This window comes from Streptomyces sp. NPDC050509 (assembly GCF_044457965.1).
Classification (GTDB): domain Bacteria; phylum Actinomycetota; class Actinomycetes; order Streptomycetales; family Streptomycetaceae; genus Streptomyces.
On the sequence record NZ_JBITHL010000017.1, the window covers coordinates 42,400 to 66,833 of the forward strand.

The window sequence follows — 24,434 nt, forward strand, 5'->3', positions numbered from 1 at the left end:
TTCATCAACCGTTACAACGCTTACGCCATCCTGCGCATACCTCTACGACGTCCACACCTCACGCGGACCTCCCGGCGTCACCCGACGCCTCTTCAGCGCATCCGGGTGGCCCACTCCCCCACCTTCGAGATGCGCTCCCTGAGCTGCCCCGCCGTGGCCTCCGCGCTCGGCGGCCCGCCGCACACCCGGCGCAGCTCCGTGTGGATCACCCCGTGCGGCTTGCCGCTCTGGTGGACGTACGCGCCGACCATGGTGTTGAGCTTCTTGCGCAGCTCCAGCAGCTCCTTGTGGGAGACGACGGGGCGCCGCTCGGCCGGCAGCTCCAGCAGGTCGGCCTCGGTGTCGGGCTTCTTGCGGCTGTGCGCGATCTGCCGGGCCTGCCGCTTCTGGAGCAGCAACTGCACCTGGTCGGGTTCGAGGAGACCCGGGATGCCGAGGTAGTCCTGCTCCTCCTCGCTCCCGGGGTGCGCCTGCATGCCGAACTCGGCGCCGTCGTACAGCACCCGGTCGAAGACGGCGTCGGACTCCAGCGCCTCCCAGGGCAGCATGTCCTGCTCGCCGGTGTCCTCATCCTGCTCGCGCTCTGCCTCCGCCATCTCCTTCTCGGACTCGGCGTAGGGGTCTTCCTCCTCCCCTTCCTTCTTCGGCTTGTCGAGGACGTGGTCGCGCTCGACCTCCATCTCGTTGGCGATGCCGAGGAGGGTGGGGATGGTGGGCAGGAAGACGGAGGCGGTCTCGCCGCGCCGCCGGGACCGTACGAAACGGCCCACGGCCTGCGCGAAGAACAGCGGGGTCGAGATGGTCGTCGCGTACACGCCGACGGCGAGGCGCGGCACGTCGACGCCCTCCGACACCATGCGGACGGCGACCATCCACCGCTCCTGGCTCTCCGAGAACTCGTCGATCCGCTTCGACGCGCCGACGTCGTCGGAGAGGACGAGCGTCGCCTTCGTACCGGTGATCTCGCGGATGAGCTTGGCGTACGCGCGCGCCTGGTCCTGGTCGCTCGCGATCACCAGCCCGCCGGCGTCAGGGATGCCCTTGCGCACCTCGGTGAGGCGCTGGTCGGCGGCGCGCAGGACACTCGGCATCCAGTCGCCGCGCGGGTCGAGCGCGGTGCGCCACGCCTGGGAGACCGCGTCCTTGGTCATGGGCTCGCCGAGGCGTGCGGCGATCTCGTCGCCGGCCTTGGTGCGCCAGCGCATGTTGCCGCTGTAGCTGAGGAATATCACCGGCCGGACGACGCCGTCGCGCAGCGCGTTCCCGTATCCGTACGTGTAGTCGGCGGCGGAGCGGCGGATGCCGTCGTTGCCTTCTTCGTACGCGACGAAGGGGATCGGGTTGGTGTCGGACCTGAACGGCGTACCCGTCAGCGCGAGGCGCCGGGTCGCGGGCTCGAACGCCTCCAGGCACGCCTCGCCCCAGGACTTGGAGTCGCCCGCGTGGTGGATCTCGTCGAGGATGACGAGGGTCTTGCGCTGCTCGCACCGGTTGCGGTGCAGCATCGGCCGGACCCCGACGCCCGCGTACGTGATGGCGACGCCGTCGTACTCCTTGCTCACCGGCCCCGCGCTGTACTCGGGGTCGAGCTTGATCCCCACCCGCGCGGCGGCCTCGGCCCACTGCTTCTTGAGGTGCTCGGTGGGCGCGACGACGGTGACCTGCTGCACGACGTGGTGGTGCAGCAGCCAGGAGGCGAGCGTCAGCGCGAAGGTCGTCTTGCCGGCGCCGGGGGTCGCGACGGCGAGGAAGTCACGGGGCTGCTCCTCCAGATAGCGGCCGAGGGCGCCTTCCTGCCAGGCACGCAGCTTGTTGGCGGTGCCCCAGGGCGCGCGGCCGGGGAAGGCGGGCGAGAGGTGGTGGGAGGCGGCGGTAGTAGTCACGGTCTCCGGTTCGGACGCTCGGACGTGGGGTTACGTGGGGTCACGTGGGTTACGTGGGGTCACGCGGGGGCCCGGCCGGACGCGTGGACGCCGGTGGGCACAGGGGCTTACGTACGACAACCGGGCCACCCTACCGGCGGGGTGACCCGGTCCTCGTAGTACGAACGACTGCCGCCCGGGAGATGCGACCCGGATCACACGGCGTCGTGCAGAGCGCGCAGCCGTCGCCCGATCTCCGGGGCGTCGTCGAGCGTGCCCATGGACACCTCGATGACCAGCTTGTACGCCTCGTCCTGATCGATGCCGAGCATGTCGGTGCCGTTGAAGTCGAGGAAGACGACCGTGGACATCCACGCCATGCGCTTGCTCCCATCCACCAGGGGATGGTTCACGGCCAACGACTGGAGCAGCGCTCCGGCCTTCTCGAAGGAATCGGTGTACGCCTCGATACCGAACATCTGCGACTGCGGGCGATGCGCCGCCGAGGTGAGCAGTCCCAGATCGCGGACCGCGACCCGTTGCCCCCCGCAGGCGAGCTCCGCCAGGTCCAGGACTTCCTGGACCGTCAGGTACTTCACGTCCTACTCCCCCAGCCTCCGCAGCAGATCGGCGTGGCCCACCGCGTACTTGGCACCGAGGCGTCGGACCGTCCCCTTGTCCGCCTCCTGCTCCAGATAGCGGTCGATCGCCTGAAGCACGATGGCGTGCATGCTGCGGCCCTCTTCCTCCGCCCGGAGCCGGAGCGCTTCTTGCTGGTCGTCACGGAGCCGCAGGTTCATAGCCATACCGAAACGGTACCGCCAGGATGGGGCCAGAGTGGTACCAGCTATCAGCTACCGCACCCGGACCCGCGTAGCCACCCACACCCCCGCCAGCGCCACCACCGCCATCGGCAGGAACACCGCCGCAAAGGCCGCCGGGTGCGACGCCGTCGCCGAGGCGGCCATGTCCGACGCGGCGTGGCCCGCCGCGCCCACCGCGCCGCCGCCCAGCGCCGCGAAGGCCGCGCCGCCCGCCGCCAGCAGCAGGACGTTCGACAGGCCGTCGGAGATCTGGAGCGCCGCCGAGTTCGCGCCCGCCTCCTCCGGCGCCGAGAGCTGGAGCAGCAGCACGCTCGTGGAGGCGATCACCGCGCCCATGCCCAGACAGCCGAAGGCCCAGGCGACCGCCACGATCCAGACCGGCACCGCCTCGATCAGCACGCTCGGCGCGGTCGCGATGGACAGCGCCACCAGCACCATGCCGCCCGCCATGAGCCGGCCCCGGTACGGCTCCATGCGCGGCCGGGACTGTACGTACGAGCCGAGCGCCCAGGTCGCGCCGCCGACCGCGAGCGAGAGCCCGGCCATCGTCGGCGACAGGCCGCGCTGCGTGACCAGCATGAGCGGTACGAAGCTCTCCGCCGCGATGAACGCCCCGGACGCGACGCCGCGCAGCAGCACCACGGATGGCAGCCCGCGCGCCGCCCGCCAGGTCCCGCCCGGCAGCAGCCCGAGGACGGCCGGCACGAGGAACGCCAGCCCCGCCGCGGCCGGCAGGAGCGAGAGGACCCGCAGGTCCTGGCCGGCGTACTGGAGGAGCGCCGCGCCCAGCGAGATCCCGAGCGCGAGCCGGATCCTGCGCCGGTCGAAGCCGGCCGCGGGCCCCGACGGGTCGGCGGGCCCTGACGCCATCCGCCGGATCGCGGGCACCGCGAAGACCAGCGGCGGTACGACGAGCACGGGGATGCCGACGAAGACCCAGCGCCAGCCGAGGTGTTCGGTGACGGTCCCGGCGGCGAGCGGCCCGACGACGGACGGGATCACCCAGCTCGCGGCGATCGCGGCCATCATCGCGGGCCGCAGCCGCTGCGAGTAGGCGCGGCTGATGACCACGTACAGGGCGACGATGACCAGCCCACCGCCGAGCCCCTGCACGGCCCGGCCCAGGACGAACAGCCACATGGAGCCGGCGGCGCCGGAGAGCAGCAGCCCGGCGGCGAAGGCGCTGACGCCGGTGACGAGCGGCGCGAGCGGCCCGTCACGGTCGGACCACTGGCCGGAGAGCACCATGGCGAAGAGGCTGGTCGTGAAGTACGCGGAGAAGGCGAACGCGTACAGCGACACGCCGTCCAGTTCGCGCGCGGCGACCGGCATCGCCGTACCGACCGCGGTCGCCTCGAAGGCGATCAGCAGCACGACGGAGACGATGGCGATACTGAGCGCCCGGTGCTCCGGCCCGAGCACACCGCCGCGCCACCCGGAGACGGGCACGGGGACGGCGGTCGGGACGGCCGGAGGTGCGGCGCTGGGACCGGGTATGCCGGAGGGGGCAGCGGGGGCGACGTCGGCGTCGCCTGGTTCCAGTGCGGTCATTGCTTCAGCGTAAGGGGCGTCTCAAGGGTTGGGCCCTGTCACGAGATGGATCTTCGCTGGGCCGTTGGTCGTACGACCGACGCGGCGACCGACGCGGTGCATCCGTGAACGGAGTGTGGCAGTCACGTTGCACGCCACCGGAAATCCTTGAGCCCGGCCGTCCGCCCTCGTACGGTCGTGGACAGGAAGGACGAGGCAGGAAGAAGTACGACGCGATACAGCGAAGTGCACGGCCGTGTGCCCGAGTGGTTCAGGGGCTCGACTGCAACTCGAGTTACGTGGGTTCGATTCCCGCCACGGCCTCGGTTCACGTTTACGTACGCGCACGGGCCGCCCCGAGAACACCGGGGCGGCCCGTTCCGCCGTACAGGGGAGCTTGCCGTACAGGAGCCTGCCGTACGGGGGACCCTAGGGGGCGTCCGCGTACCGGTCGAAGGTCTCGGTGCCGGTGCCACCGGAGGTCCACTCCACGCTGAGGGTGCCCTCGCCGAAGGTGAAGGACCCGGCGCGGTCCTCGGACTCCACCGGCACGTCGTCACGGGAGCAGATGAGCGCGAAGCGGTACTTCTTGCCCGGCTCCGTCACCGTGCGCAGGCCTTTGCACTCCAGGCCGCCCTTGACGTACACCATCGTGATCTTGCTGTCCTTCTGGATGGTCTCGATGTCCTCACCCTTCAGGACACCCAGGACCCCGCTGCCGGAGGTGGACCGCCACATGCCCTCCATACCGGTACCGGTGGGCGCGGCGTCCGAGGGCTCGGGGTCGTCGGGGTCGTCGGCGTCGGAGGGTTCGGAGCCGGAGGTCTCCGACGCCTCGTCGTCCGGCGCACCGGCCGCCTCCTCCGTCGCCCCGCTCGACGCGTCGTCGGACGGCCCGGCGCTCGCGGCGAGGTCCTTGCCGTCGCCCCCGCCACCGTCCCCGCTGTTCGCGAGCCAGACACCGCCCCCGGCGAGCAGCACGACGGCCGCCACGGCACCGGCCAGCAGGGCGGTCTTACGACGGCCCCCGGGGCGCTGCGAGGGCTGGGGCGACAGGGGCGGTTGGGGCGACTGGGGTATGTACGGCGGCGGGGTGCCCTGGTACCCCTGAGGCCCCTGGTACCCCTGAGGCCCTGGGTGGCCGCCGTAGGCCGGCGGTGTGGCGGGCGGCGTGGCGGGCTGCGCGTACGGATTGCCCTCGACGGGGACACCCTGCGGGGGCGCCTGCGGCTGAGGGGGAAGCGAATACGGCCCCGGCTGACCCTGTTGCCCCGGTTGGCCTTGCTCACCCGGCTGGCCCGGCCGGCCCGGCTGGTCCTGAGGAGCCCCTGAACCGTCGGGAGCGGGTGGGTACGGCGGCTGGCTCATCGGTCTCCCTCGCTGGCATGCGGCATGGTTGCAGGAGCAACGCCGGTCGGATCAGCATATGTTGACCACCCTTACGGGGCGGGATCCGGCCCCGCGCCCGGACGGCTGCCGGCGGCCGTGACGGGACTCTTGACTACCCGTCAGTAGCTGCCTCACTGTTGTGTCCATGACGACCACCGGGGCGGGACCGCGCACGGCACGTCGCACCACACGTCGCAGCACGCCGCGCACCACCACACGGCGCACCTCACGTCGTACGACCCGCGGGTGCGCCCTGTTCGGCGCCGTACTCGCCCTCCTGGCGGGGGTCGCCCTCGGCGGCCCAGCGACCGCGACGGCGGACAGCCCCCGGGCCGCGCTGTGGTTCGACGACCGGGCGGCGACCGAGGTCACCGTGGACGGCGCCCGGTTCGCCGACGGGCACGGCCGCGAGGTCGTCCTGCGCGGATTCAACGTCTCCGGCGAGACCAAACTGGACGAGAACGGCGGCCTCCCCTTCGCCAGTGCCGCGGACGCCCGTGAATCCGCCGTGGCCCTGCGCTCGCTGACCGGAGGGAACGCCGTACGGTTCCTGCTCTCCTGGGCCTACGCCGAACCCGAGCCGGGCCGGATCGACACCGCGTATCTGCGCGGCGCCACCGAGCAGATCAGGGCGCTCCTCGACGCCGGGCTGCGGGTGTTCCCCGACTTCCACCAGGATCTCCACTCCCGGTACCTCTTCGACAAGGACAGTTGGTACACGGGCGACGGCGCGCCCCGGTGGGCCATCGAGGCGGGCGGGTACCCGCGCGAGTCCTGCGGCGTCTGCATCCTGTGGGGCCAGAACATCACCCAGAACCAGGCGGTCAAGAGCGCGACCCGGGACTTCTGGAGCAACCGCGTCCTCGGCATCCCCGTCCAGACCGCGTTCCTCGACACCGCGCAGAAGACGATGGCGTACCTCGCGCAGAACCTCGACGCGGACGAGTTCGCGGGCATCGTCGGCTTCGACCCGTACAACGAACCGTTCGCGGGCGAGTACGCGGCCGGGCAGAGCAGCCGCGCCTGGGAACGGGACGTGCTCTGGCCGTTCTACGAGAAGTTCCGCTCCCGCATGGACGCGGCGGGCTGGCGCGACAAGCCGGTCTTCGTGGAGCCCAACATGTTCTGGAACGCCAATCTGGACTTCGCGCGGCACGAGGGCGGCCTCCTCGACGCGGGCTCCGTCGGCCCGCGCTACGTCTTCAACACGCACTTCTACGACCAGAAGGCCATCTCCGGCGTCTTCATGTGGGGCAAGGCGAACGACGGCCAGTACGCCAACGACTTCACGACCGTCCGGGACCGCTCGGCGGCGCTGGGCACCACCGGCATCGTCAGCGAGTTCGGCCATCCGCTGAACGGCATGACCGCCGACAAGGCGCCCACCGTGAACAAGGCGCTCTACCAGGCGCTCGACTCCCGGCTGCCGGGGGCGACCTGGTGGACGGGGGCCGCCCGCTCGGGGCCGGTGCTCTCGGGCACGCAGTGGCAGTGGGACATCTACAGCGGGCGCCACCGCGAGGCGATGAACGGCAACCCCGACAAGATCCTCACCGAGGGCGACGCCTGGAACGACGAGGACATGTCCGCCGTCGGACTCGACACCTCGGGCCGGGCCGTACTGCGCCAGGACGCCCGGCTGCTGGACCGGCTCTACCCGGGTGCGGTGGCGGGCCGTACGGTCGCGTTCACGTACGAGGACCGCTCCCGTGACGGCGGTACGACGCTGACCTGGAACCGGATCCCCGACACCCTGCCCAACACCACCCGCCTGGTGGGCACCGGCCGGTACGGGATCCTGGTGTGGCGCTCCGAGGGCGCCACCCGGGCCCCGACCCAGCTCCACCTGCCGAACGGCTTCACCCCCGCCACCACCACGGTCGTCTCCGACCTGGGCACCGCCACCGGCCTGCCCGCCTACACCGCCCAGGGCCAGACCGCCGACCACGCCCTGGCCTCCGCCACGGAACCCGGCACCGCCAACGCCCAGCGCCTCCTCCTGACGGCCCCATCCGCGTCGGACACCGCGGGCACCCTGCACTACGCCCTGGTGGCGGAAGGCCCCGCAACCCCGGAACTGCGCGCCGCGGCCCAGCGCGAACTGGCGGCGTGGGCGGCGTCCACCGCGTTCCCCGGCCTCCCGGCAGCCCCGTAAACAGCCAGGTTCGCAGCGCACTTCCCGTGTGTGCGGTCGCACATTCCGTCCGCTAGCTTGATCCGAGCAGCACGCGGCGCGGGGAGACTCACCCATGACAACCAGTCGGTATTCGCACGGATTACGACACACGTTCGACCCGATCGAGCGTGACCGCAACGGCATCGAGAAGCCGCTCACCGGCATCGCACCCGCGAAGCACCCGCTGTGCTGACGTGGCAGCAGTTACGGGACCTCACGTACACGGAGCTCCAGAACGCGGCCGACGGCTGGGGCGAGGTGAGCAACCGGGCCGATGCCGCACGTGACCAACTGAGCAACGAGATGACGAACAAGCTCGCGGCGTCACAGAAGGGCGAGGCGGCGAGCGCGGCGCTGAGACGGCTGAAGCAACTCGACCGGAACTTCGAATATCTCCACACCGAATGTGGCCTGATCCGTACGACGCTGAACAGCCTCGCCTACGAACTGAGCGGCTCGCAGAAGCGGTTGAACGGCGCCCTGGAGGAGGCCGTCAACCTCAGGTTCACCGTGCACCCGGACGGTTCCGTGAGTTACCCGCCCGCCGGCGAGAACATCATCGACGGCACGCCGATCCCGGGCGGCACCACAACAGGCTCCGCCGTAGGCACCCCGTACGGCCCCCCACTGGGCGCCACCTCCGGAGCGCCCCCACTGCCCCGGCCCAACCCCCACCACGCCACGGCCCAGGACATCGCCGACCGCATCCTCAAAGCGGTCAACGAGGCCAGGGAGACCGACAGACGCTTCACGGAAGCCCTGGCCAAACTCAAGGCGGCCCCCGGCCTCACGGTCGACACGAGGACATGGACGGACGCCGCCGCGGACGCCGCGGCCATCCGTGACCTGGCGGACGACTACCTGAAGAACGACATCCCACAGGACAAGTCCCCCGCGGAACGGCGGGCGTGGTGGGCTCAGCTCACACAGGAACAGCGGGAGGAATACCTGGCCGTCCACCCGGACGTGATCGGCAACCTGGACGGAATCCCCGCCGAAACCCGGGACACGGCCAACCGCGACAACCTGCAGTTGCTGATCGGCAAGCTGGCGGGCCAGAACAGCGAACAGGCACAGATCCGACTGGCCGGACTGAAGTCACTCGACCGCCAGTTACGTGCGGACCCCGCGGAAGGCGTCCCTCCGATGTACCTGCTGGGCATCGGCGACCAGGGAAACGGCCGCGCGATCGTATCTTTCGGCAACCCGGACACGGCGAGGAACGTCTCGGCGTACGTTCCCGGCCTGGGCACGGCGCTGGACGAGAGCTTCGCGACGAACGACGTACAGCGGGCGCGCGACACGGCAAAAGGGGCGAGAGCCTATGACAAGTCCAGCGCGGCGATCGTCTGGCTCGGTTACGACGCGCCCCAACTCCCCGCCGAGAAACTGGCCGACAACGCGGGCGTGATGTTCGACCACAACGCCAAGGCCGGTGCCCACGCGTACAACGAGTTCATGGCCGGCATCTCGGCAACGAACCAGAACGCCGACCCTCATGTCACCGCCATCGGCCACTCGTACGGTTCCTTCACCGTCGGGCAGGCGGCGCAGCGACACGGCGGAATCCCCGGCGCCGACGACATCGTGATCCTGGGAAGCCCCGGCACGGGCGCGGACTCCGCCAAGGACCTCGGCGTCGGCAAGGACCACGTCTATGTGGGCGCCGCGGACAACGACCCGGTGACCATAATGCCGAGCAAGGACGAGTCGAGCGCCCTGGGAGCCGGCACAGCGGGCGGAGCCTCCGCCGGACTGGTCCTGGGCCTCGGCATGGGAGGCCCAGCAGGCGGCCTGGTCGGTGCGGCGGCGGGCGGCGTGGTGGGCGGCGTCGCAGGCCTCCGCTCGTCGGAGGACGAGAGCCAGATCTGGTTCGGCACGGATCCGGCACACAAGGACTTCGGGGCGACGCGCTTCAAGGTGGACGACGGAGCACGCCCGTTCATCGACGGGCAGGGAGCGACACCGGCGCACTCGAACTACTTCAATCCCGAGAAGGACCCCGAGTCGGCCGACAACATCGCGAGGATCGTCGCGGGCCGGGACGGTCTCACGCTTCAGGAGCACCGATGACGAAGATACTGCGCTGCTCGCTGACCGCAGCGCTACTGATGGTGGTGGCCGGCTGCAGCATCCCGGGAACCCCCGGTGGCGAGAAGGAGGAAAAGCACGTGGTGAGCAAGATCAGCCTGCAAGAGGCTACCGAGAAGGCTGACGCAATCATGTTGGACACCATGTCATCGGTACAGCCACCTCTGAACTGGGTACATGACGCGGCCACGGAGGGCGGGTGTGGCGAGTACACCATCGACGGCAGGACAACCGGCTCAGCGACCCGGCGCGCCGCAGTGATGACCATCGTGTCCGAGGAGCGACGGGGAAATCTGCTCGGTGTACTGGAACGGCTGTGGAAGAAGCAGGGATACGAGATCACCGGGACGAATCCTTCCAAGGAAGCCCCGGCCATTTTCGCCCGGACCCCGGAAGACTTTCGGATGAGTGTGGTGGTGGGCGCCAAGGGACAGTTCCTCTTTTCCTTGGCGACCCCGTGCTTCATCAAATCGGATGTTGCTCCGCCCAAGACAGCAGCCAATGGAACGCCCTTCGAAGGCGAGGACGTTCCCTACCCGTCCGTGCACTCCGACTTCTGGTCCGCGACCACTCCGGCCCCGTCCGCGTCTCCAGCCCGCTGACGAAGCCGGAGGCTTCAGCGCGTCGCCCTCAATGACCGGACCCGGGAGGGGCGTTACGGGGATCGCCCTGCCCCTGTCCGGGCTGCGGCGGGGCGTAGACGGGCGGGTACGGTGCATAGGCCGGAGCGGGCGACACCGGCGCCACCGAGGCCGCTGCTGCGCGACGGCGGGACCGGATGACCGGTACGGCGACCGCACCGCCCAGAAGCGCGGCAGCACCAACACCCAGGCCGATCCAGAGACCGGTGTTACCGGCATCGTCGGACGCGGCCACGGGCTTCTTGGCGTCTTCCTTGTCATCAGTGGCTCCGCCTGCGGCCTTGGAGGCTTCGGCCGAAGGAGAGGGCGACTTGGACTCGGCGGCTACAAGATCCGGCAGCGGATACTCGCCCGCCGGGCCCAGGTCACCGGGGGTGTTGATCGCACGAAGAGCGCGAATGGCTCCGTAGCCGACATAGTCATTGCGCTTGTTACCGCTCGTCGGGCCGCCCGCGGTGTTGAGCATGGCTCGAAGAAGCTGGTTGTTGGTCCACTCGGGGTGCTTGGACCAGATCAACGCGGCGGAGGCGGAGGCAATGGCGGTCGCGTCGCTGGTTCCTGTCGATTTACAGAGACCCGTCGCTTCCGCACAAGCGTGCACGATGTCCTTGCCGGGTGCAGCGAAGTCCACAGCAGGACCCCACTGAGATTCATCAGTCTTCTTGAGATCCTTACCCACAGCACCTACTCCGAGGACCCCAGGAGTGGCGGCAGGGTACGACAACGAGGAGTCACCGTCGTTACCTGTAGCGGCGAAGACCAAGGATCCCTTACTGAGAGCATATTTCACTGCGTCGGTCATCCGTTGTGACCCCTCACGCGTCGCCATCGAAATATTGATGACTCTCGCCCCGGAATCAGCAGCATAACGAATTGCCGCCGACACGGAAGTGTTGAATTCTTCGACCTTCGATTCCTGGTTGGCGTCCCATCCCACATTAGGCATGCGAATGGGGAGAATCTTAGCTCCCGGAGCTAGTCCGAACGCTCCGTCTCCTCCGCCGCTCTTCCCGGTACCGGCAATAATTGCGGAAATACCAGTGCCGTGCCCTTTATAATCGGAGCTCTCATCGCCAGACTCTGCGGAAGCCAGATCTTTTCCCTTGAGGACCTGTCCGAGGAGATCGGGGTTCGTGTCATCGACCCCAGTGTCGATGACCGCAACCGTCACCCCCTTGCCCGTACTGACCTTCCAGATTTTCTCGGCCCCCAACGTATCGAGATGCCACTGCTGCGAGCGGATGGAATCCGCGTACGCAGGCGCTATGGCCCCTCCCGACAGCAATACTCCCAGAGCGGCGGCAATCGCCCTCCGGCTTCGGGTCCTCGAAGGGCTGCCGATACGCATCTGCTCTCCCACACCGCTTCCCTGCGACATCATTCGATAACCGGCGGCACAATGCGTCGCCCACCCTGCTGCCAGGTTTCCTCGTCTTCGACGAGGTAGTCCGGACGATTTCCCTGGGCGTCGTCACGACGACGTGCCGCGCCGTTGGAACGTGGCGCAACCGCTCCACCGCGTGCTGCTTGAGCGCCTTGTCTGCCTTCACCGTTCGCGCCGCGGACAAGGCCGGAGCCTCCCGGAGTGAACGGGCGCCCGGGAGTGGTACCAGGCTGCTGCGGACGGCCCATGCCGGCACCCATACCGTTGGCCATCGGGGGGCGCCCATGCGCACTCTCGCCACCGATGACCGTGCCCCGGGGGATTCCTCCCGTTGGCTGGCCCGAGTTGGGCGGGACGGGTCTGCCGCCGACAATGGCACGCTCCTGTGGCGCGCGTGCGGCGGGACCACCGACGGGTCCACCCTGTCCGGGCGACAGCGGGGCGCGCGGCGCCGCGATGGGTCGCCCTGTAGCGAGATTCCTGGGAGTCGAAGAATCTCTTCCACCGAACGCTGGCGGAATCATCCCCGGAAGAGGGGTACCACCGCTCTCAGGCCTGCCACCTCCCACCGGGATACTCGGCGTTACTGAAGGGGGTGTCACCGTCGTCGGTAGCGTGTCCAAGCCGGCTACCTCCATACTGGTGGGCTGCTCCGGTCTCGTCATACCGGCCGGTGGCGACACTGAGCCAGCTCGGAACTCTGGTTCGGATGCCTCGCCCTCACCACCGCCCCGAACCGACTGAGAAGAGTCAACCCCCGCAGCCCCTGCGGAACCCGTACCGCTTCCGGCGCGCTCAAGTTGACTGCTGTCGTACTTCACACCGCCATCCGGCACAAAAGCCTTCGGCGGCGGCTGAAAAGTAGGCACCTCCAGCTTGGTCATCTGCGTCTGGGCCTGCTGGTAAGACTGCGACAGCTTTCGCATCTCGTCGGCGGCTTCCAGGCGGCTCTTCTCCGCTCCCGCCTCCAGCGTCTCCAGAGACTTGCCCGCGACCAGCCCGGCGTCCGGGTCGTTGCGGTGGGCGTTTGCCGCTGCGAGGTTGGCCTTGGCGCCTGTGACGTCGCGGGGGATGGAGCTCTGCGCTACCGCGATCGCGTCGGACGTGCGGGAAAGCCACTTCGAGGCTTCGTCGCTGTATTCGGCCAGCCGGTACGTCGAGCTGGCCAGGCTCGCCCCCCAGCTCTCGAAGGCGTCCTTGCCCTCCCCCTCCCACTCCACCCGTTGCGGACGGAACTGGAACTGCTGGGCGATGTCACGGATTTCGGAGGCGGCGGCCGACAGCCGGTCGGCCGCCGCCTGTACCGTCGCGCTGTTCGCCTTGTCCAGCCATGCCAGCATCTGCTCGTGCGACATGGCTTCGAAGGACGTCGAGCCGCCGCCCCCGTTGCTTTCGCCGTACTCCGCCATCCCGATGTCCTACCTGTTCCCCGTAGTCCCCGTGGTTCCCGTTCGACCGCGCCGAAGCCCCGGCCGTTATTGAGCTACGACGCCGGCGGTGTCGCCCGGCTGCTCCTTGTTCTGGTCCTGCCGCTGGTCCTGCCCCTGGCCCTGTCCCTGGCTGTTGTTCTGGTCCGCCGCCGGGTCGAGCTCCGGGTTGTAGTGCTTCTTCATGTTCTTCTGGATCGCGAGCATGCGCGTCCGGATGTCGTCGTCCTCGCCCTCGTAGCCATGCTTGGACGACACCACCGCGATCCCCATGCCCTCCAGCGAGTCCGCCAGGAGTTGCGAGAGATCCTTGAGCTGCTTGATGACCGATGTGTACGCCGTCGACAGGCCGTTCGCTTCCGCCCAGGCGCCGCCGTCACCGCCGAAATGGCTCCGGCCCACCGGCTCCTGGCCCACCTTGTCCGGGGCGGCCGGTGAGTCGTTCAGGTTGGTGATCAGCTTGTCGACGCGCTTCTTGAAGTCCACCATCGACTCGGCGTCGTACAGCATGGAGGCCATCGCAGGATGGACCGAACGCAGCATGCTTTCGTCGCTCATCGACGTTCACCGGCCCCCGGGCCCGAACCCCCGGGCCCACCGTTGTCCCCGCTCAGGACGTTGTCCCCGCTCAGGACGTCCGTGATCAGCACGGATGCCTCCCCCCTTTGCCAACATCTGACTCATGAGCTTAGCCAGTGGTGCCGACACCCCGCACGCCAAGGTCGCGACCGCAACGAGAATCACGCCGCCGCCCCGCGGGTGAGCCCCTGTTGAGGACACTGTCCCCGGGAAGCCTTTGCACAGGGGACGGGCGCGTCCGTGACGGACCGGGCTCGGGCTCCTAGCCGCCCGGCGCCGCCGCCACCGCCGCCTGGGGGCGGATCGGGAGGCGGCTGATCGGGCGGCCCGTCGCGGCCCTTACCGCTGCGGCCACCGCGGCCGGGGAGGTGACGACCGGGGCCGCGCTGGCGGGTTTGGCGCCGAAGGGGGCTACCACGTCGCGTTCCTCGACGAGCCGGACGATGCGGATGTCCGGGGCGTCCAGGGAGGTCGGGAGCGCGTAGCCGGTGAGGTCGGGGCGGCGGATCAGGCCTCGGGTCGTGCGGAGGTTCTCCGTCAGGGCGGTGCCGATGCCCTGGGTGATGCCCGCCTCGATACGGGTGGCGAGCTGGGCCGGGTTGAGGACGCGGCCGACGTCCTGCGCCACGGCCATCTCCACGACGCGGATCGAGCCGAGTTCGATGTCGACGTCCACCACCGCGCGGATCGCGCAGAAGGCCATGCCGACGAAGGCGTCGCCCTGGCCGGCGTCGTCCAGGGGTTCCGTGGGGTGGGGGCGGCACTGGGCCGTGGCCCAGAGTTCCTTGCCGTCGAGCGCCTCCGTGACGGTCGTGGAGAGCACGCCGTCGTACGAGGTGATCTTGCCGTCGGTGATCTGGAGCAGTTCGGTGGACATCCCGAACTTGTGGGCCAGCGGCTGGAGGAGCTGCGTACGGACCATCTTCGCGGCCCGTTCGACCGCGCCGCCCGAGACCCAGGTGTGCCGGCCGTGGGCCGCGGGGCCCGCCGGGGGCTGGTCCGTGTCGACCGGGGCGACCTGGACCTCCTCGATGCCCAGGGTCTCCTGGACGATCTGCCGGGCGAGGGTGGTGAAGCCCTGGCCGGTCTCGACGGCGGCGCAGATGACGGTGGCGATGCCGTCGTGGACCTTCACGGTCGCGGTGGAGACCTCGTCCGCGCCTTCGGCGCCGAGCATGTGGACCATGCCCAGCGCGTAGCCGACGCCGCGCCGTACCGCGCCCGGTTCGCCCGCGCCCTCGGGGCCGCCCGGGAGCAGCCAGGCGGCTTCCGGGGTGTCCTTGGGGAGGGGCGGCAGGGGGTAGTCCCGTACGGCGGTGAGGAGTTCGGCCACCGGGGCCGGGCAGGTGACCGTCTGGCCGGTGGGGAGGATGTCGCCGGTGGCGAGGACGTTGCGCAGGCGCAGTTCGGCCGGCTCCAGGCCGAGTCTGGCGGCGAGCTTGTCCATCTGGCCCTCGTACGCGGCGCAGACCTGCATGGCGCCTTCGCCGCGGACGTGGCCGGAGGGCGGGTTGTTGGTGCGTACGGCCCAGCCTTCGATGAAGGCGTGCGGGACGACGTACGGGCCGCAGGCGAAGGCGACGGCCGCGGCGAGGGATTCGGAGGAGGCGTCGGCGTACGCGCCCGCGTCCAGCAGGATCTGGGCCTCGACCTTGACGAGACGGCCCTCGGCGTCCGCGTGGTGGCGGTAGCGCAGCAGGGTCGGGTGGCGGTGGGCGTGGCCGAGGAAGGACTCCTCGCGGGTGGCGGCGAGTTTGACGGGGCAGCCGGTGCGCAGGGCGAGCAGCCCCAGCGGGATCTGGAAGCCGGGGTCCTCGCGGTCGCCGGTGGCGCCGGGGACGCCGGTGACGACGACCTTGACCTGTTCGGGGTCGAGGCCGAAGCAGGCGGCGGCCAGGTCGCGGTCGGTGTGGGGGTCGGTGGAGGCGGTGTAGATCTCGACGCCGCCGTCCGGTCTCGGTACGGCGAGGCCGGCCTCGGCGCCGATGGGGGCGGGGTCCTGGCGGCCGATGCGGTAGAGCCCCTCGACGATGACCTCGCCGGTGAGGTCGGGGTCGCCGTAGCGCAGCGGGATGTGGCGGATGAGGTTGCCGTCGGGGTGGAGCGGTTCGGCGGCGAACGCCTTCTCGGGGTCGGTGACCGGTTCGAGGATCTCGTACTCGACGGCGATGGCCGCGGCGGCGAGCCGGGCCGTGTCGGGGTGGTCGGCGGCGACGGCGGCGATGGCCTCGCCGTGGTGGCGTACGACGTCGGAGGCGAAGACGGGGCGGTCGACGACGCTCCTGCCGTACGCGGAGTCGCCGGGGATGTCGGTGTGCGTGACGACGGCGCGTACGCCGGGCATCTCGGCGGCGGCGGCCGTGTCGACGGAGACGATGCGGGCGTGCGGGTGCGGCGAGCGCAGCATGGCCGCCCACAGCAGGCCCTCGGCCCACAGGTCGGCGGCGTACGGGAACGTGCCCTCGGTCTTCGCGCGCGCGTCGGCCGGCGCGAGTGAGGCTCCGAGGCCGTGCGCGGGCGGCTCCTGGTGGGGACCGTCGAGCGCGGTCCCGGTGGCCGCGTCGTTGCTCACGCCATGCCTCCGTCGGGCGAGTGCGGGTGCGGGTTCGGGTGCGGGTCACCGGCGGCGCCGGTCCCCGGGGGTGCCTGGTGCGGGATGCGCGCTTCCTCGGAGGCGGCGGCCGCGGCTTCCGCGCTCGCCCGGCGTTCGGCGACGACCTCGCCGACGGCGTCGAGGACGCCGCGGTAGCCGGAGCAGCGGCAGAGGTTGCCGCAGAGCGCCTGGCGGGTCTCCAGTTCCGTGGGGGCGTGGTTGCCCTCCAGGAGGTCGTGGACGGTCATGGCCATGCCGGGGACGCAGAAGCCGCACTGGACGGCCCCGCAGGCCGCCAGGGCCCGCTGGACGTCGGAGGGTTCGCCGTCGACGGCCAGGCCCTCGACCGTACGGACCTCGGATCCGGCGGCGGTCGCTGCGGGGACGAGGCAGGAGGCGACGAGCCGGCCGTCGACCTGGACGTTGCAGGCGCCGCACTCGCCCTGGGAGCAGCCGTCCTTGGCGCCCGCGAGGCCGAGGCGTTCGCGCAGCACGTACAGCAGCGACTCGCCGATCCAGGCGTCGGTGACGGGGCGGTCGGCGCCGTTGACGCGCAGGACGTAGGAGCCCGCGGGGTGTTCGGCGCTGTCGTTGCTGTGGGTGAGCGGGGCGAAGTCGTGGTCGGGCGAGGCGTCGGGCGCGTGGCCGGACGCGTGGTCCGCTCCGGGGGCCGCTTCCTGCCCGGGCCCGGGCGCGGCTTCGGTCTCCGGGGCGGGCTCGGGTACGGAGGTGTCCTCGGCCGGTTCCGGCGCCCAGGGCGCGGCGGCGCCGCCGGGCAGGGTCGCGGGCGGGGCCTCGCCGGCCCACTGGGAGGCCAGTACGGAGGTGCTGAACTCGCCCGACTCGTCCGGGAGGTCGCCTCCGGCGACCGGGATCGTCCACTGGCCGGTGAGTTCGGCGGGGGCGTCGGCGGGCGCTTCGGCGGACGGCGCGCCCGCTTCCTGGACGACGTCGCTGAAGTTCCAGTGGCTCGTGCCTTGCGGCTCGTAACCGCCGGGCCCGTAGCCGCCGTGGCCGTACCCGCCCTGGCCGTAGTCGGCGCCCTGGCCGTACGCGGCGTCCTGGGCCCCCGCGACGGGCTGGGCGGCCCAGCCGCCGGGCCCGGCCTGATCGGTCCTGGACGGGTCGCCGGGGGCCTGTGGCTCGATGCTGGGCGGTACGTAGCCGTGCCCCGGCGCGGCCAGGGGCGCGTCCAGGGAGTCCTCGGGCGGCAGTTGCACGAAGGCGGTCGCCTCGGCGTCGTAGTCGCCGCCGTGCGGGACGGGCTGCCAGCCGCCCTGGTGCTCGGCGGGCCCGGCGCCCCGGCCGGATCCGGAATGGTCGTCGGTGGTCACGACAGCGCCCTCCCCAGTGCTCGTCGGGCCAGCGCGGCGACGGTGCGCCGCAGGTGCAGTACGGCGGCGGACGGCGCGGGCGCCTCTCCGCCGTCGGCGGGCGGCGGCGGGTCCGGGATGCACGCGGCGGCGACGTACTCGCCGAAGGCGGCGAGCGCTTCCTGCGCGAGCCCCCGCGCGCCGTCCCAGTCGATCAGCGAGGCGATCCAGCGCTCCGCTTCGAGGGGGCGCAGCGGCATCGGGGCGATCGCGCCGACCGCGCAGCGCACGCCGCGCCGCGCCGGGTCGAGGACGACGGCGACGGACGCGGTGGCGCGGCCGGGGCCGGTGCGTCCCGTCGCCTTGAGGAAGACCTGCGGGGCGTGCAGGAGCGGCACGCGGACGAAGCCGATGAGTTCGGCGGGGGCGAGCATCTCGCGTCCCGCCAGGAGGTGGGAGACGGGGATCTCGCGGCGCGCGGCGCCGGGTCCCGCGACCACCAGGTCGGCTTCGAGTGCGGCGAGGACGGGCAGGGCGTCACCGGTCGGCGCCGCGGTGGCGATGTTGCCGCCGAGCGTGCCGGCGTTACGGATCTGGGGCGGCCCGGCGGCGCGAGCGGACGCGGCGAGCGCGGGGATCAGGGCGGCGAAGTCGGGCCTGCCCATGCGCGCGTGCGTGAGGCCTGCGCCGAGCAGGGCGTGGCCGTCCTGGTAGTGCCAGCCGCGCAGTTCACTGATCCGGCCGAGGCCGACCAGTCCGGCGGGCCTCAACTGGCCCTTGTTGACGGCCGCCATCAGGTCGGTGCCACCTGCGACGGGCACGGCGGCAGGCATCTCGGTGAGCGCCGCCACGGCCTCGTCGAGCGAGGCCGGCAGCGTCACGAACTGCGCCGTCTGCGGTGCGTGCGTGGTCAACCCCACTGCCCCTTTCCGGTGTCCCGGTGTCCCGCCTGTGTTGCCGTACCGTACGTGCTCACAGGCCGGACGTGGCAACTCTGGCACATCTTCCGGGCAGGGCGACGCGAGGGTCCACGAAGGGCGCATCCGTCCCCGACCAGGGGGAAGGTCCGCTTTCACCCCTCTTCACCGCCACATACCGAATGCCACTCTTCGGCGGTCGTTGTATGACTTATCCGCCTGGGGTGACGGGGAGTACGGTGCGCCTTACTGCGGCTGGGATCCGTCTCGGATCGGCTGGGAACCGTCTCGGATCCGCCTCTGATCCGCCCCGACTCCGTCCAGGATCTGCTCAGATGTGTGGCGGCGGCCCTTCGAGCGGCCGTCCCGCGACACCGGGGCGGCGCTGCCAGGGCAGCGGGCCGCCGGGCGGCCGGTAGGCGACCCCGAGTGCGTCAAGACGCCGGTAGTGCTCCGTCATGCGCTGTTCGAAGTCGGCGAAATCACGTTCCCCGGGGGCGGGCAGGGCCGACCAGGCGACCTCGGCGAAGGCGGCCAGGCGCGGGAAGACCTGGTAGTCGACGCGGGAGCGGTCCTGCATCACCTCGGTCCAGACATTGGCCTGGGTGCCGAGGACATGGGCGGCCTCCTCCTCGGTGAGCTGCGGGGGCAGGGGCTCGAAGCGGTAGACGTCCTCCAGGGTGCGGACGTAGCCGATGGGCATCGGCTCGTCCTCGCCCGGCGCCTGACGGTGGTCCAGGTAGACGTACTGCTCCGGGCACATGACGACGTCGTGGCCGGCCCGTGCGGCGGCGATCCCGCCCGCGTAGCCGCGCCAGGAGGAGACGGCGGCCCCCGGCGCGAGACCGCCCTCCAGGATCTCGTCCCAGCCGATCAGGCGCCGCCCGCGCGCGGCGAGCCAGCGGCCGAAGTGGCGGATGAACCAGGACTGGAGCTCGTCCTCACCGGTCAGGCCGAGTTCGCGGATCCTGGCCTGGGCGGCCGGGGAGCGCTTCCACTGGTCCTTGGGGCACTCGTCACCGCCGACGTGGATGAACGGCGAGGTGTCGGCGGGGAAAAGGTCGAGTATCTCCGTGAAGACGTCCTCGTAGAACCGGAGGGTGTTGTCGGTGGGGGCGAGTACGTTGTCGTTGACGCCCCAGGTGTCCCAGACGGTGAGGGAGGTCGTGTCGATGACATCGGTGTTGCCGAGTTCCGGGTACGCGGCGATGGCGGCCTGTGAATGGCCCGGGATCTCGATCTCGGGGACGACGGAGATATGGAGCGCGGCGGCGTACGCGACGATTTCGCGGATGTCGTCCTGCGTGTAGTAACCGCCGTGCGGTTTCTCGTCCCACAGGTCCGAGGCGCGGTGGCCCCATTTGGTGCGGGCCCGCCAGGCGCCCACCTCGGTCAGTCTCGGACGGCTCTTGATCTCGACGCGCCAGCCCTGGTCGTCGGTGAGATGGAAGTGGAAGACATTCAGCTTGTGGGCGGCGAGCAGATCCAGCCACCTCAGGATGTCGTCCTTGGGGGTGAAGTGGCGTGACACGTCGAGCATCAGCCCCCGCCACGCGAAGCGCGGCGCGTCCTCGATGACCGTCATGGGTACGGACCAGTGGCGCCCGGGGCCCAGGGGCGCCGTGCGGAAGGCGTCCGGGCCGAGGAGCTGACGGAGCGTCTGGGCGGCCCGGAAGACCCCGGCGGCGCTGCCGCCGTCGAGCCGGACGGCCTCGGCGTCCACGGTGATCCGGTGGCCCTCGGGGCCCAGTTCGCGCGCGATGTCCGCGCTGACGCCGAGGACGATCAGGTTGTCGCCGGGGCCCGTCCCGGTGTCGGGGAGCAGGGGCAGACCGGTGGCGGCGCCCACGGTGCTACGGAGCCAGTGCGCGACGCCCTCCGTGCCGGGCCCCGCCGCGACCGCGGTCTCCTTGTCGAGCGGGAAGGCGTCCGCGGTGCGCGGCGCCGGCCAGGAGCGCAGGGGGTCGGGGATCAGGTCCATGGTGGGGTCGCTCCTCCGCGCCGGGTTCGGGGTGCCGGTGCCGTGACCGGCGCCGGATCCCGGACGCGCCGGCCCGGGACCGCTTGCCTACCCGGGATCGGCGGCTCCCAGACCGGGGCCGGCGACCCGCTCCACCGGCCGGATCCCACCGCCCCGCCCCGGCGACCGGAACCGGCCACGCCCGCGCATCCGGAACACGCGGTCCCGCCCGGCCCGCGCCCCGCCCCCGGCCCGCGGGTCCCGGGAACGCGTACGGCCCCCGGAGCACGGCGTCAGCGCGTGCTCCGGGGGCCGTACGAACGGCATACGAACGGAAGGCGGGCGGCTACTTCTTGCCGCTGTCCTTGCCGCTCTTCCCCTTGTCCTTGTCCCCGCCGGGGCCCATGGACTCGTAGATCTCCTTGCACATGGGACAGACCGGGTACTTCTTGGGGTCGCGCCCCGGCACCCAGACCTTTCCGCACAACGCGACCACGGGAGTGCCGTCGAGCGCACTCGCCATGATCTTGTCCTTCTGGACGTAGTGGGCGAAGCGCTCGTGGTCGCCGTCGCCGTGTGACACCTGGGGTGTCGGCTCCACGAGGGTGCTTGTACCTGCCCCGCGATCGGGCTCAAGAGTGCTCATGGGAACCAAGGGTACCCACGCCGGAGGCATCACGGAGTAGCCGGGTCCGTGCACTCCGCAGCCGGACACGCGCCCGTCGCGGCGACACGCCGGGCACGGACCCCTGGGTGGCGAGTTCAGGCCACGGCCCAGCCCCTTCAATTGACGGGGCTAGGCCGGCTCCTTCAATTGAGGGAGGCGTCGTCCGGGTACGTCGCGACCATCGCCAGTCCGCTGCGCTGTCTGCGCAGCACCGCGCGCCACAGGTTCTCCGGGCGCGGCGACGACACGTCGCCCGGTTCGGACTCCACCACGTACCACGCGCCTTCGCGCAGCTCCCCTTCGAGCTGGCCGGGGCCCCAGCCCGCGTACCCGGCGAAGATGCGCAGTGAGCCGAGGGCCCGCGCCAGCAGCTCCGGCGGGGTCTCCAGATCGACGAGGCCGATCGCCCCGTGCACCCTGCGCCACCCCAACGGCCCCTCGTCGCCCGGTATCACGGCGAGCCCCAGCGCCGAGTCCAGCGAGACGGGGCCGCCCTGGAAGACCACGCCAGGATCGCCCGCCAGCCCGCCCCAGGGCTCCAGGATGTCCCCGACACCCACGGGCGTGGGCCTGTTGAGGACGACGCCGAGCGAGCCCTCGTCGTCGTGATCGAGCAGCAGGACGACCGCGCGCTCGAAATTCGGGTCCGCCAGGGAGGGTGTCGCGACAAGCAGCCGCCCTGTGAGCGAGGACACCTCGGTCATGCGAGACATGATCCCGCATATTCGCCGTCCGCGGGGCGTGCCCGGCACAGTGGGCGTGCGCGCAGCTCAGGGCGCACGGCGGCAACGGGAGCGCACGGCCCGCCGGGAGCCGCGGCGGTGACCCTGCGCGAGGGACGTTCCACCGTACGTATCAAGGGTGTTCCCGTACGTGTCCATTACGTATCCGACGCCGCCCGGGCCTTACAGCACAGGGGGTAAGGAGCCGTACCCTTTTCCTTGGCCACCCGCCCGCCCACTCCGGAACGCGAGATTCATGACCGGCACTGACGATGTAATGCTTGTCCACGGCGGCACCCCGCTGGAGGGTGAGATCCGGGTCCGCGGCGCGAAGAACCTGGTGCCGAAGGCCATGGTCGCCGCCCTCCTCGGCAGCGGCCCGAGCCGGCTGCGCAATGTGCCCGACATCCGCGATGTGCGGGTGGTGCGGGGACTGCTGCAGCTCCACGGCGTGACCGTGCGCCCCGGCGACGAACCGGGCGAGCTGATCCTCGACCCGACGCATGTCGAGAGTGCCAACGTCGCCGACATCGACGCGCACGCGGGTTCGTCCCGTATCCCGATCCTCTTCTGCGGACCGCTGCTGCACCGGCTCGGCCACGCGTTCATCCCGGGTCTCGGCGGCTGTGACATCGGCGGCCGGCCGATCGACTTCCACTTCGACGTGCTGCGTCAGTTCGGCGCGACGATCGAGAAGCGGGCGGACGGGCAGTATCTGGAGGCCCCGCAGCGACTGCGCGGCACGAAGATCCGGCTGCCGTACCCGTCGGTCGGCTCGACGGAGCAGGTGCTGCTGACGGCCGTGCTGGCCGAGGGCGTCACCGAGCTGTCGAACGCCGCGGTGGAGCCGGAGATCGAGGACCTGATCTGCGTGCTCCAGAAGATGGGCGCGATGATCTCGATGGACACCGACCGGACGATCCGGATCACCGGTGTCGACCGGCTGGACGGCTACACGCACCGCGCGCTCCCGGACCGGCTGGAGGCCGCGTCCTGGGCGTCGGCCGCGCTGGCCACCGAGGGCAACATCTACGTACGCGGCGCGCAGCAGCGGTCGATGATGACGTTCCTCAACACCTACCGCAAGGTCGGCGGCGCGTTCGAGATCGACGACGAGGGCATCCGCTTCTGGCATCCGGGCGGCTCGCTCAACGCGATCGCGCTGGAGACGGACGTGCACCCCGGTTTCCAGACCGACTGGCAGCAGCCGCTGGTGGTGGCGTTGACGCAGGCGTCGGGGCTGTCCATCGTCCACGAGACGGTGTACGAGTCGCGGCTCGGGTTCACCTCGGCGCTCAACCAGATGGGCGCGCACATCCAGCTCTACCGGGAGTGCCTGGGCGGCTCGGACTGCCGCTTCGGGCAGCGCAACTTCCTGCACTCCGCGGTCGTGTCGGGCCCCACGCGGCTCCAGGGCGCCGATCTGGTCATCCCCGACCTGCGGGGCGGCTTCTCGTATCTGATCGCGGCTCTGGCGGCCCAGGGCACGTCCCGGGTGCACGGGATCGATCTGATCAACCGCGGCTACGAGAACTTCATGGACAAGCTGGTCGAGCTGGGCGCGAAGGTCGAGCTGCCGGGGGGCGCGCTCGTCTGACCGCCCTGTCGCGCGCTGCTGTGGCCCCGTCTCCTCGGAGCGGGGCCACAGGCGTCCCACCAGGCGTCCGCGGGGCCGTTCGGGGCCGAGGGGCCGCCCAGGGCCCTCTGACGGGACGGCAGACGGGACGGCGGCGACAGGGGCAGCGGCTGCGGCTGCGGCTGGTGGCTGCGGCAGCGGCTGGTGGCGGAAGCGGAGGGCGGAGAACACAGCGGAGGCGGCTCCCCGGTCGGGGAGCCGCCTCCGTGCGTCGCCTGTGCGGGGTGCGGTCTACCCGTACCCCTTGGCGCTTACTTGCCCTTGGCGGCTTCCTTGAGCTTGGAGCCCGCGGAGACCTTCACGCTGTAGCCGGCCGGGATCTGGATCGGGTCGCCGGTCTGCGGGTTACGAGCGGTGCGAGCGGCACGGTGGGTGCGCTCGAAGGTCAGGAAGCCGGGGATGGTGACCTTCTCGTCGCCCTTGGCGACGACCTCGCCGACCGTCTCGGCGAGAGCGGCCAGCACAGCGTCGGCGTCCTTGCGGGTCACCTCGGCGCGGTCGGCCAGGGCGGCCACCAGCTCACTGCGGTTCATGTTTGTACTCCCGTGTTCTTCTTGCCTGTGAGGCGTGAGATCGAAGCCGATGCTGCCAGGGCCCTCGGACAGTCCCCGGACCCGGGTCTGCTGACAGACCCTCGCGCCCGAATACGCATCCTGCCCCCACCAGCGGCGGGAAAGCCAATCCGGCACCCTCCGGAGCCGGATGAAGAGCGCCACTGCCTCG

The 24,434-nt window shown here is 70.9% G+C and carries 19 protein-coding genes and 1 tRNA gene; 5 read left to right on the forward strand and 15 right to left on the reverse strand.

The genetic code is table 11. The features are described 5' to 3' along the window. Positions 1 to 92: 92 nt before the first annotated feature. From ACIBJC_RS35050 to ACIBJC_RS35065, 4 genes are all read right to left on the reverse strand, one after another. Positions 93 to 1,883 (reverse strand): DEAD/DEAH box helicase, encoded by a 1,791-nt coding sequence (locus ACIBJC_RS35050; protein WP_399299622.1) that lies wholly within the window; start codon positions 1,881 to 1,883, stop codon positions 93 to 95. 194 nt (positions 1,884 to 2,077) lie between these two features. Further along, on the reverse strand, positions 2,078 to 2,461 hold the full coding sequence (locus ACIBJC_RS35055) for a type II toxin-antitoxin system death-on-curing family toxin (RefSeq protein WP_399299624.1): 384 nt from the start codon (positions 2,459 to 2,461) through the stop codon (positions 2,078 to 2,080). Between the two features lie 3 nt (positions 2,462 to 2,464). Continuing rightward, positions 2,465 to 2,662 carry an Arc family DNA-binding protein gene (locus ACIBJC_RS35060; protein ID WP_399299871.1) on the reverse strand — a complete coding sequence of 66 codons (198 nt, stop codon included), beginning with the start codon at positions 2,660 to 2,662 and terminating at the stop codon, positions 2,465 to 2,467. A gap of 54 nt (positions 2,663 to 2,716) precedes the next feature. Next, a complete protein-coding gene (locus ACIBJC_RS35065; protein WP_399299627.1) occupies positions 2,717 to 4,237 on the reverse strand; it encodes an MFS transporter in 1,521 nt (506 codons plus the stop codon). A 231-nt stretch (positions 4,238 to 4,468) separates the two neighbouring features. Between ACIBJC_RS35065 and ACIBJC_RS35070 the strand changes: the two genes are divergently transcribed. Then, positions 4,469 to 4,540: transfer RNA gene (locus tag ACIBJC_RS35070), tRNA-Cys, on the forward strand. A 105-nt stretch (positions 4,541 to 4,645) separates the two neighbouring features. Here ACIBJC_RS35070 and ACIBJC_RS35075 read toward each other — a convergent pair. Beyond that, the gene (locus tag ACIBJC_RS35075) at positions 4,646 to 5,584 is read right to left on the reverse strand and encodes a hypothetical protein (protein WP_399299630.1); all 939 of its coding nucleotides are present in this window, start codon (positions 5,582 to 5,584) and stop codon (positions 4,646 to 4,648) included. Between the two features lie 166 nt (positions 5,585 to 5,750). Between ACIBJC_RS35075 and ACIBJC_RS35080 the strand changes: the two genes are divergently transcribed. The 3 genes from ACIBJC_RS35080 to ACIBJC_RS35090 all read left to right on the forward strand — a co-directional run bounded on the left by ACIBJC_RS35080 (position 5,751) and on the right by ACIBJC_RS35090 (position 10,474). Continuing rightward, complete coding sequence (locus ACIBJC_RS35080) at positions 5,751 to 7,760, forward strand: cellulase family glycosylhydrolase (protein ID WP_399299633.1); 2,010 nt, start codon at positions 5,751 to 5,753, stop codon at positions 7,758 to 7,760. Between the two features lie 207 nt (positions 7,761 to 7,967). Beyond that, complete coding sequence (locus ACIBJC_RS35085) at positions 7,968 to 9,854, forward strand: alpha/beta hydrolase (protein WP_399299636.1); 1,887 nt, start codon at positions 7,968 to 7,970, stop codon at positions 9,852 to 9,854. Next, positions 9,851 to 10,474, forward strand: coding sequence for a hypothetical protein (locus ACIBJC_RS35090; protein WP_399299639.1), 624 nt, complete (start codon positions 9,851 to 9,853; stop codon positions 10,472 to 10,474). Before ACIBJC_RS35085 ends, ACIBJC_RS35090 begins: the two co-directional genes overlap by 4 nt. A gap of 28 nt (positions 10,475 to 10,502) precedes the next feature. On the opposite strand, the gene mycP is transcribed toward ACIBJC_RS35090, so the two are convergent. From mycP to ACIBJC_RS35135, 9 genes are all read right to left on the reverse strand, one after another. Further along, positions 10,503 to 11,861, reverse strand: coding sequence for a type VII secretion-associated serine protease mycosin (gene mycP / locus ACIBJC_RS35095; RefSeq protein WP_399299874.1), 1,359 nt, complete (start codon positions 11,859 to 11,861; stop codon positions 10,503 to 10,505). A 29-nt stretch (positions 11,862 to 11,890) separates the two neighbouring features. Continuing rightward, entirely contained in the window at positions 11,891 to 13,306 is a 1,416-nt protein-coding gene (locus ACIBJC_RS35100; protein ID WP_399299642.1) for a hypothetical protein, read from the reverse strand. A gap of 66 nt (positions 13,307 to 13,372) precedes the next feature. Next, entirely contained in the window at positions 13,373 to 13,882 is a 510-nt protein-coding gene (locus tag ACIBJC_RS35105; RefSeq protein ID WP_399299645.1) for a hypothetical protein, read from the reverse strand. Positions 13,883 to 14,165: 283 nt separating this feature from the next. Then, positions 14,166 to 16,475: a xanthine dehydrogenase family protein molybdopterin-binding subunit gene (locus ACIBJC_RS35110; RefSeq protein WP_399299648.1), complete on the reverse strand. Its 2,310-nt coding sequence runs from the start codon at positions 16,473 to 16,475 to the stop codon at positions 14,166 to 14,168. Further along, a complete protein-coding gene (locus ACIBJC_RS35115) occupies positions 16,472 to 17,830 on the reverse strand; it encodes a (2Fe-2S)-binding protein (RefSeq protein WP_399299651.1) in 1,359 nt (452 codons plus the stop codon). The genes ACIBJC_RS35110 and ACIBJC_RS35115 overlap by 4 nt, the downstream gene beginning before the upstream one ends. Continuing rightward, positions 17,827 to 18,723, reverse strand: coding sequence for an FAD binding domain-containing protein (locus ACIBJC_RS35120; RefSeq protein WP_399299654.1), 897 nt, complete (start codon positions 18,721 to 18,723; stop codon positions 17,827 to 17,829). The genes ACIBJC_RS35115 and ACIBJC_RS35120 overlap by 4 nt, the downstream gene beginning before the upstream one ends. Before the next feature lie 334 nt (positions 18,724 to 19,057). After that, positions 19,058 to 20,707, reverse strand: coding sequence for a beta-N-acetylhexosaminidase (locus ACIBJC_RS35125; protein ID WP_399299657.1), 1,650 nt, complete (start codon positions 20,705 to 20,707; stop codon positions 19,058 to 19,060). A 325-nt stretch (positions 20,708 to 21,032) separates the two neighbouring features. Further along, positions 21,033 to 21,332, reverse strand: a complete 300-nt coding sequence (locus ACIBJC_RS35130; RefSeq protein ID WP_329826823.1) for a DUF3039 domain-containing protein — start codon at positions 21,330 to 21,332, stop codon at positions 21,033 to 21,035. A 164-nt stretch (positions 21,333 to 21,496) separates the two neighbouring features. After that, positions 21,497 to 22,057: a YqgE/AlgH family protein gene (locus ACIBJC_RS35135; protein WP_399299661.1), complete on the reverse strand. Its 561-nt coding sequence runs from the start codon at positions 22,055 to 22,057 to the stop codon at positions 21,497 to 21,499. A 274-nt stretch (positions 22,058 to 22,331) separates the two neighbouring features. Here ACIBJC_RS35135 and murA point away from each other — a divergent pair, with 274 nt between their 5' ends. Beyond that, positions 22,332 to 23,672 (forward strand): UDP-N-acetylglucosamine 1-carboxyvinyltransferase, encoded by a 1,341-nt coding sequence (gene murA / locus ACIBJC_RS35140; RefSeq protein WP_399299664.1) that lies wholly within the window; start codon positions 22,332 to 22,334, stop codon positions 23,670 to 23,672. A gap of 290 nt (positions 23,673 to 23,962) precedes the next feature. On the opposite strand, the gene ACIBJC_RS35145 is transcribed toward murA, so the two are convergent. After that, a complete protein-coding gene (locus ACIBJC_RS35145) occupies positions 23,963 to 24,244 on the reverse strand; it encodes an HU family DNA-binding protein (RefSeq protein ID WP_004571953.1) in 282 nt (93 codons plus the stop codon). Positions 24,245 to 24,434 lie beyond the last annotated feature (190 nt).

Excerpts from the sequence above, each read along its gene's own strand:
- ACIBJC_RS35060 (WP_399299871.1), bottom strand. The coding sequence starts at position 2,662 with ATGAACCTGCGGCTCCGTGACGACCAGCAAGAAGCGCTCCGGCTCCGG.
- ACIBJC_RS35065 (WP_399299627.1), bottom strand. The coding sequence starts at position 4,237 with ATGACCGCACTGGAACCAGGCGACGCCGACGTCGCCCCCGCTGCCCCC.
- ACIBJC_RS35075 (WP_399299630.1), bottom strand. The coding sequence starts at position 5,584 with ATGAGCCAGCCGCCGTACCCACCCGCTCCCGACGGTTCAGGGGCTCCT.
- ACIBJC_RS35080 (WP_399299633.1), top strand. The coding sequence starts at position 5,751 with ATGACGACCACCGGGGCGGGACCGCGCACGGCACGTCGCACCACACGT.
- ACIBJC_RS35090 (WP_399299639.1), top strand. The coding sequence starts at position 9,851 with ATGACGAAGATACTGCGCTGCTCGCTGACCGCAGCGCTACTGATGGTG.
- mycP (WP_399299874.1), bottom strand. The coding sequence starts at position 11,861 with ATGCGTATCGGCAGCCCTTCGAGGACCCGAAGCCGGAGGGCGATTGCC.
- ACIBJC_RS35100 (WP_399299642.1), bottom strand. The coding sequence starts at position 13,306 with ATGGCGGAGTACGGCGAAAGCAACGGGGGCGGCGGCTCGACGTCCTTC.
- ACIBJC_RS35105 (WP_399299645.1), bottom strand. The coding sequence starts at position 13,882 with ATGAGCGACGAAAGCATGCTGCGTTCGGTCCATCCTGCGATGGCCTCC.
- ACIBJC_RS35125 (WP_399299657.1), bottom strand. The coding sequence starts at position 20,707 with ATGGACCTGATCCCCGACCCCCTGCGCTCCTGGCCGGCGCCGCGCACC.
- ACIBJC_RS35130 (WP_329826823.1), bottom strand. The coding sequence starts at position 21,332 with ATGAGCACTCTTGAGCCCGATCGCGGGGCAGGTACAAGCACCCTCGTG.
- ACIBJC_RS35135 (WP_399299661.1), bottom strand. The coding sequence starts at position 22,057 with ATGACCGAGGTGTCCTCGCTCACAGGGCGGCTGCTTGTCGCGACACCC.
- murA (WP_399299664.1), top strand. The coding sequence starts at position 22,332 with ATGACCGGCACTGACGATGTAATGCTTGTCCACGGCGGCACCCCGCTG.
- ACIBJC_RS35145 (WP_004571953.1), bottom strand. The coding sequence starts at position 24,244 with ATGAACCGCAGTGAGCTGGTGGCCGCCCTGGCCGACCGCGCCGAGGTG.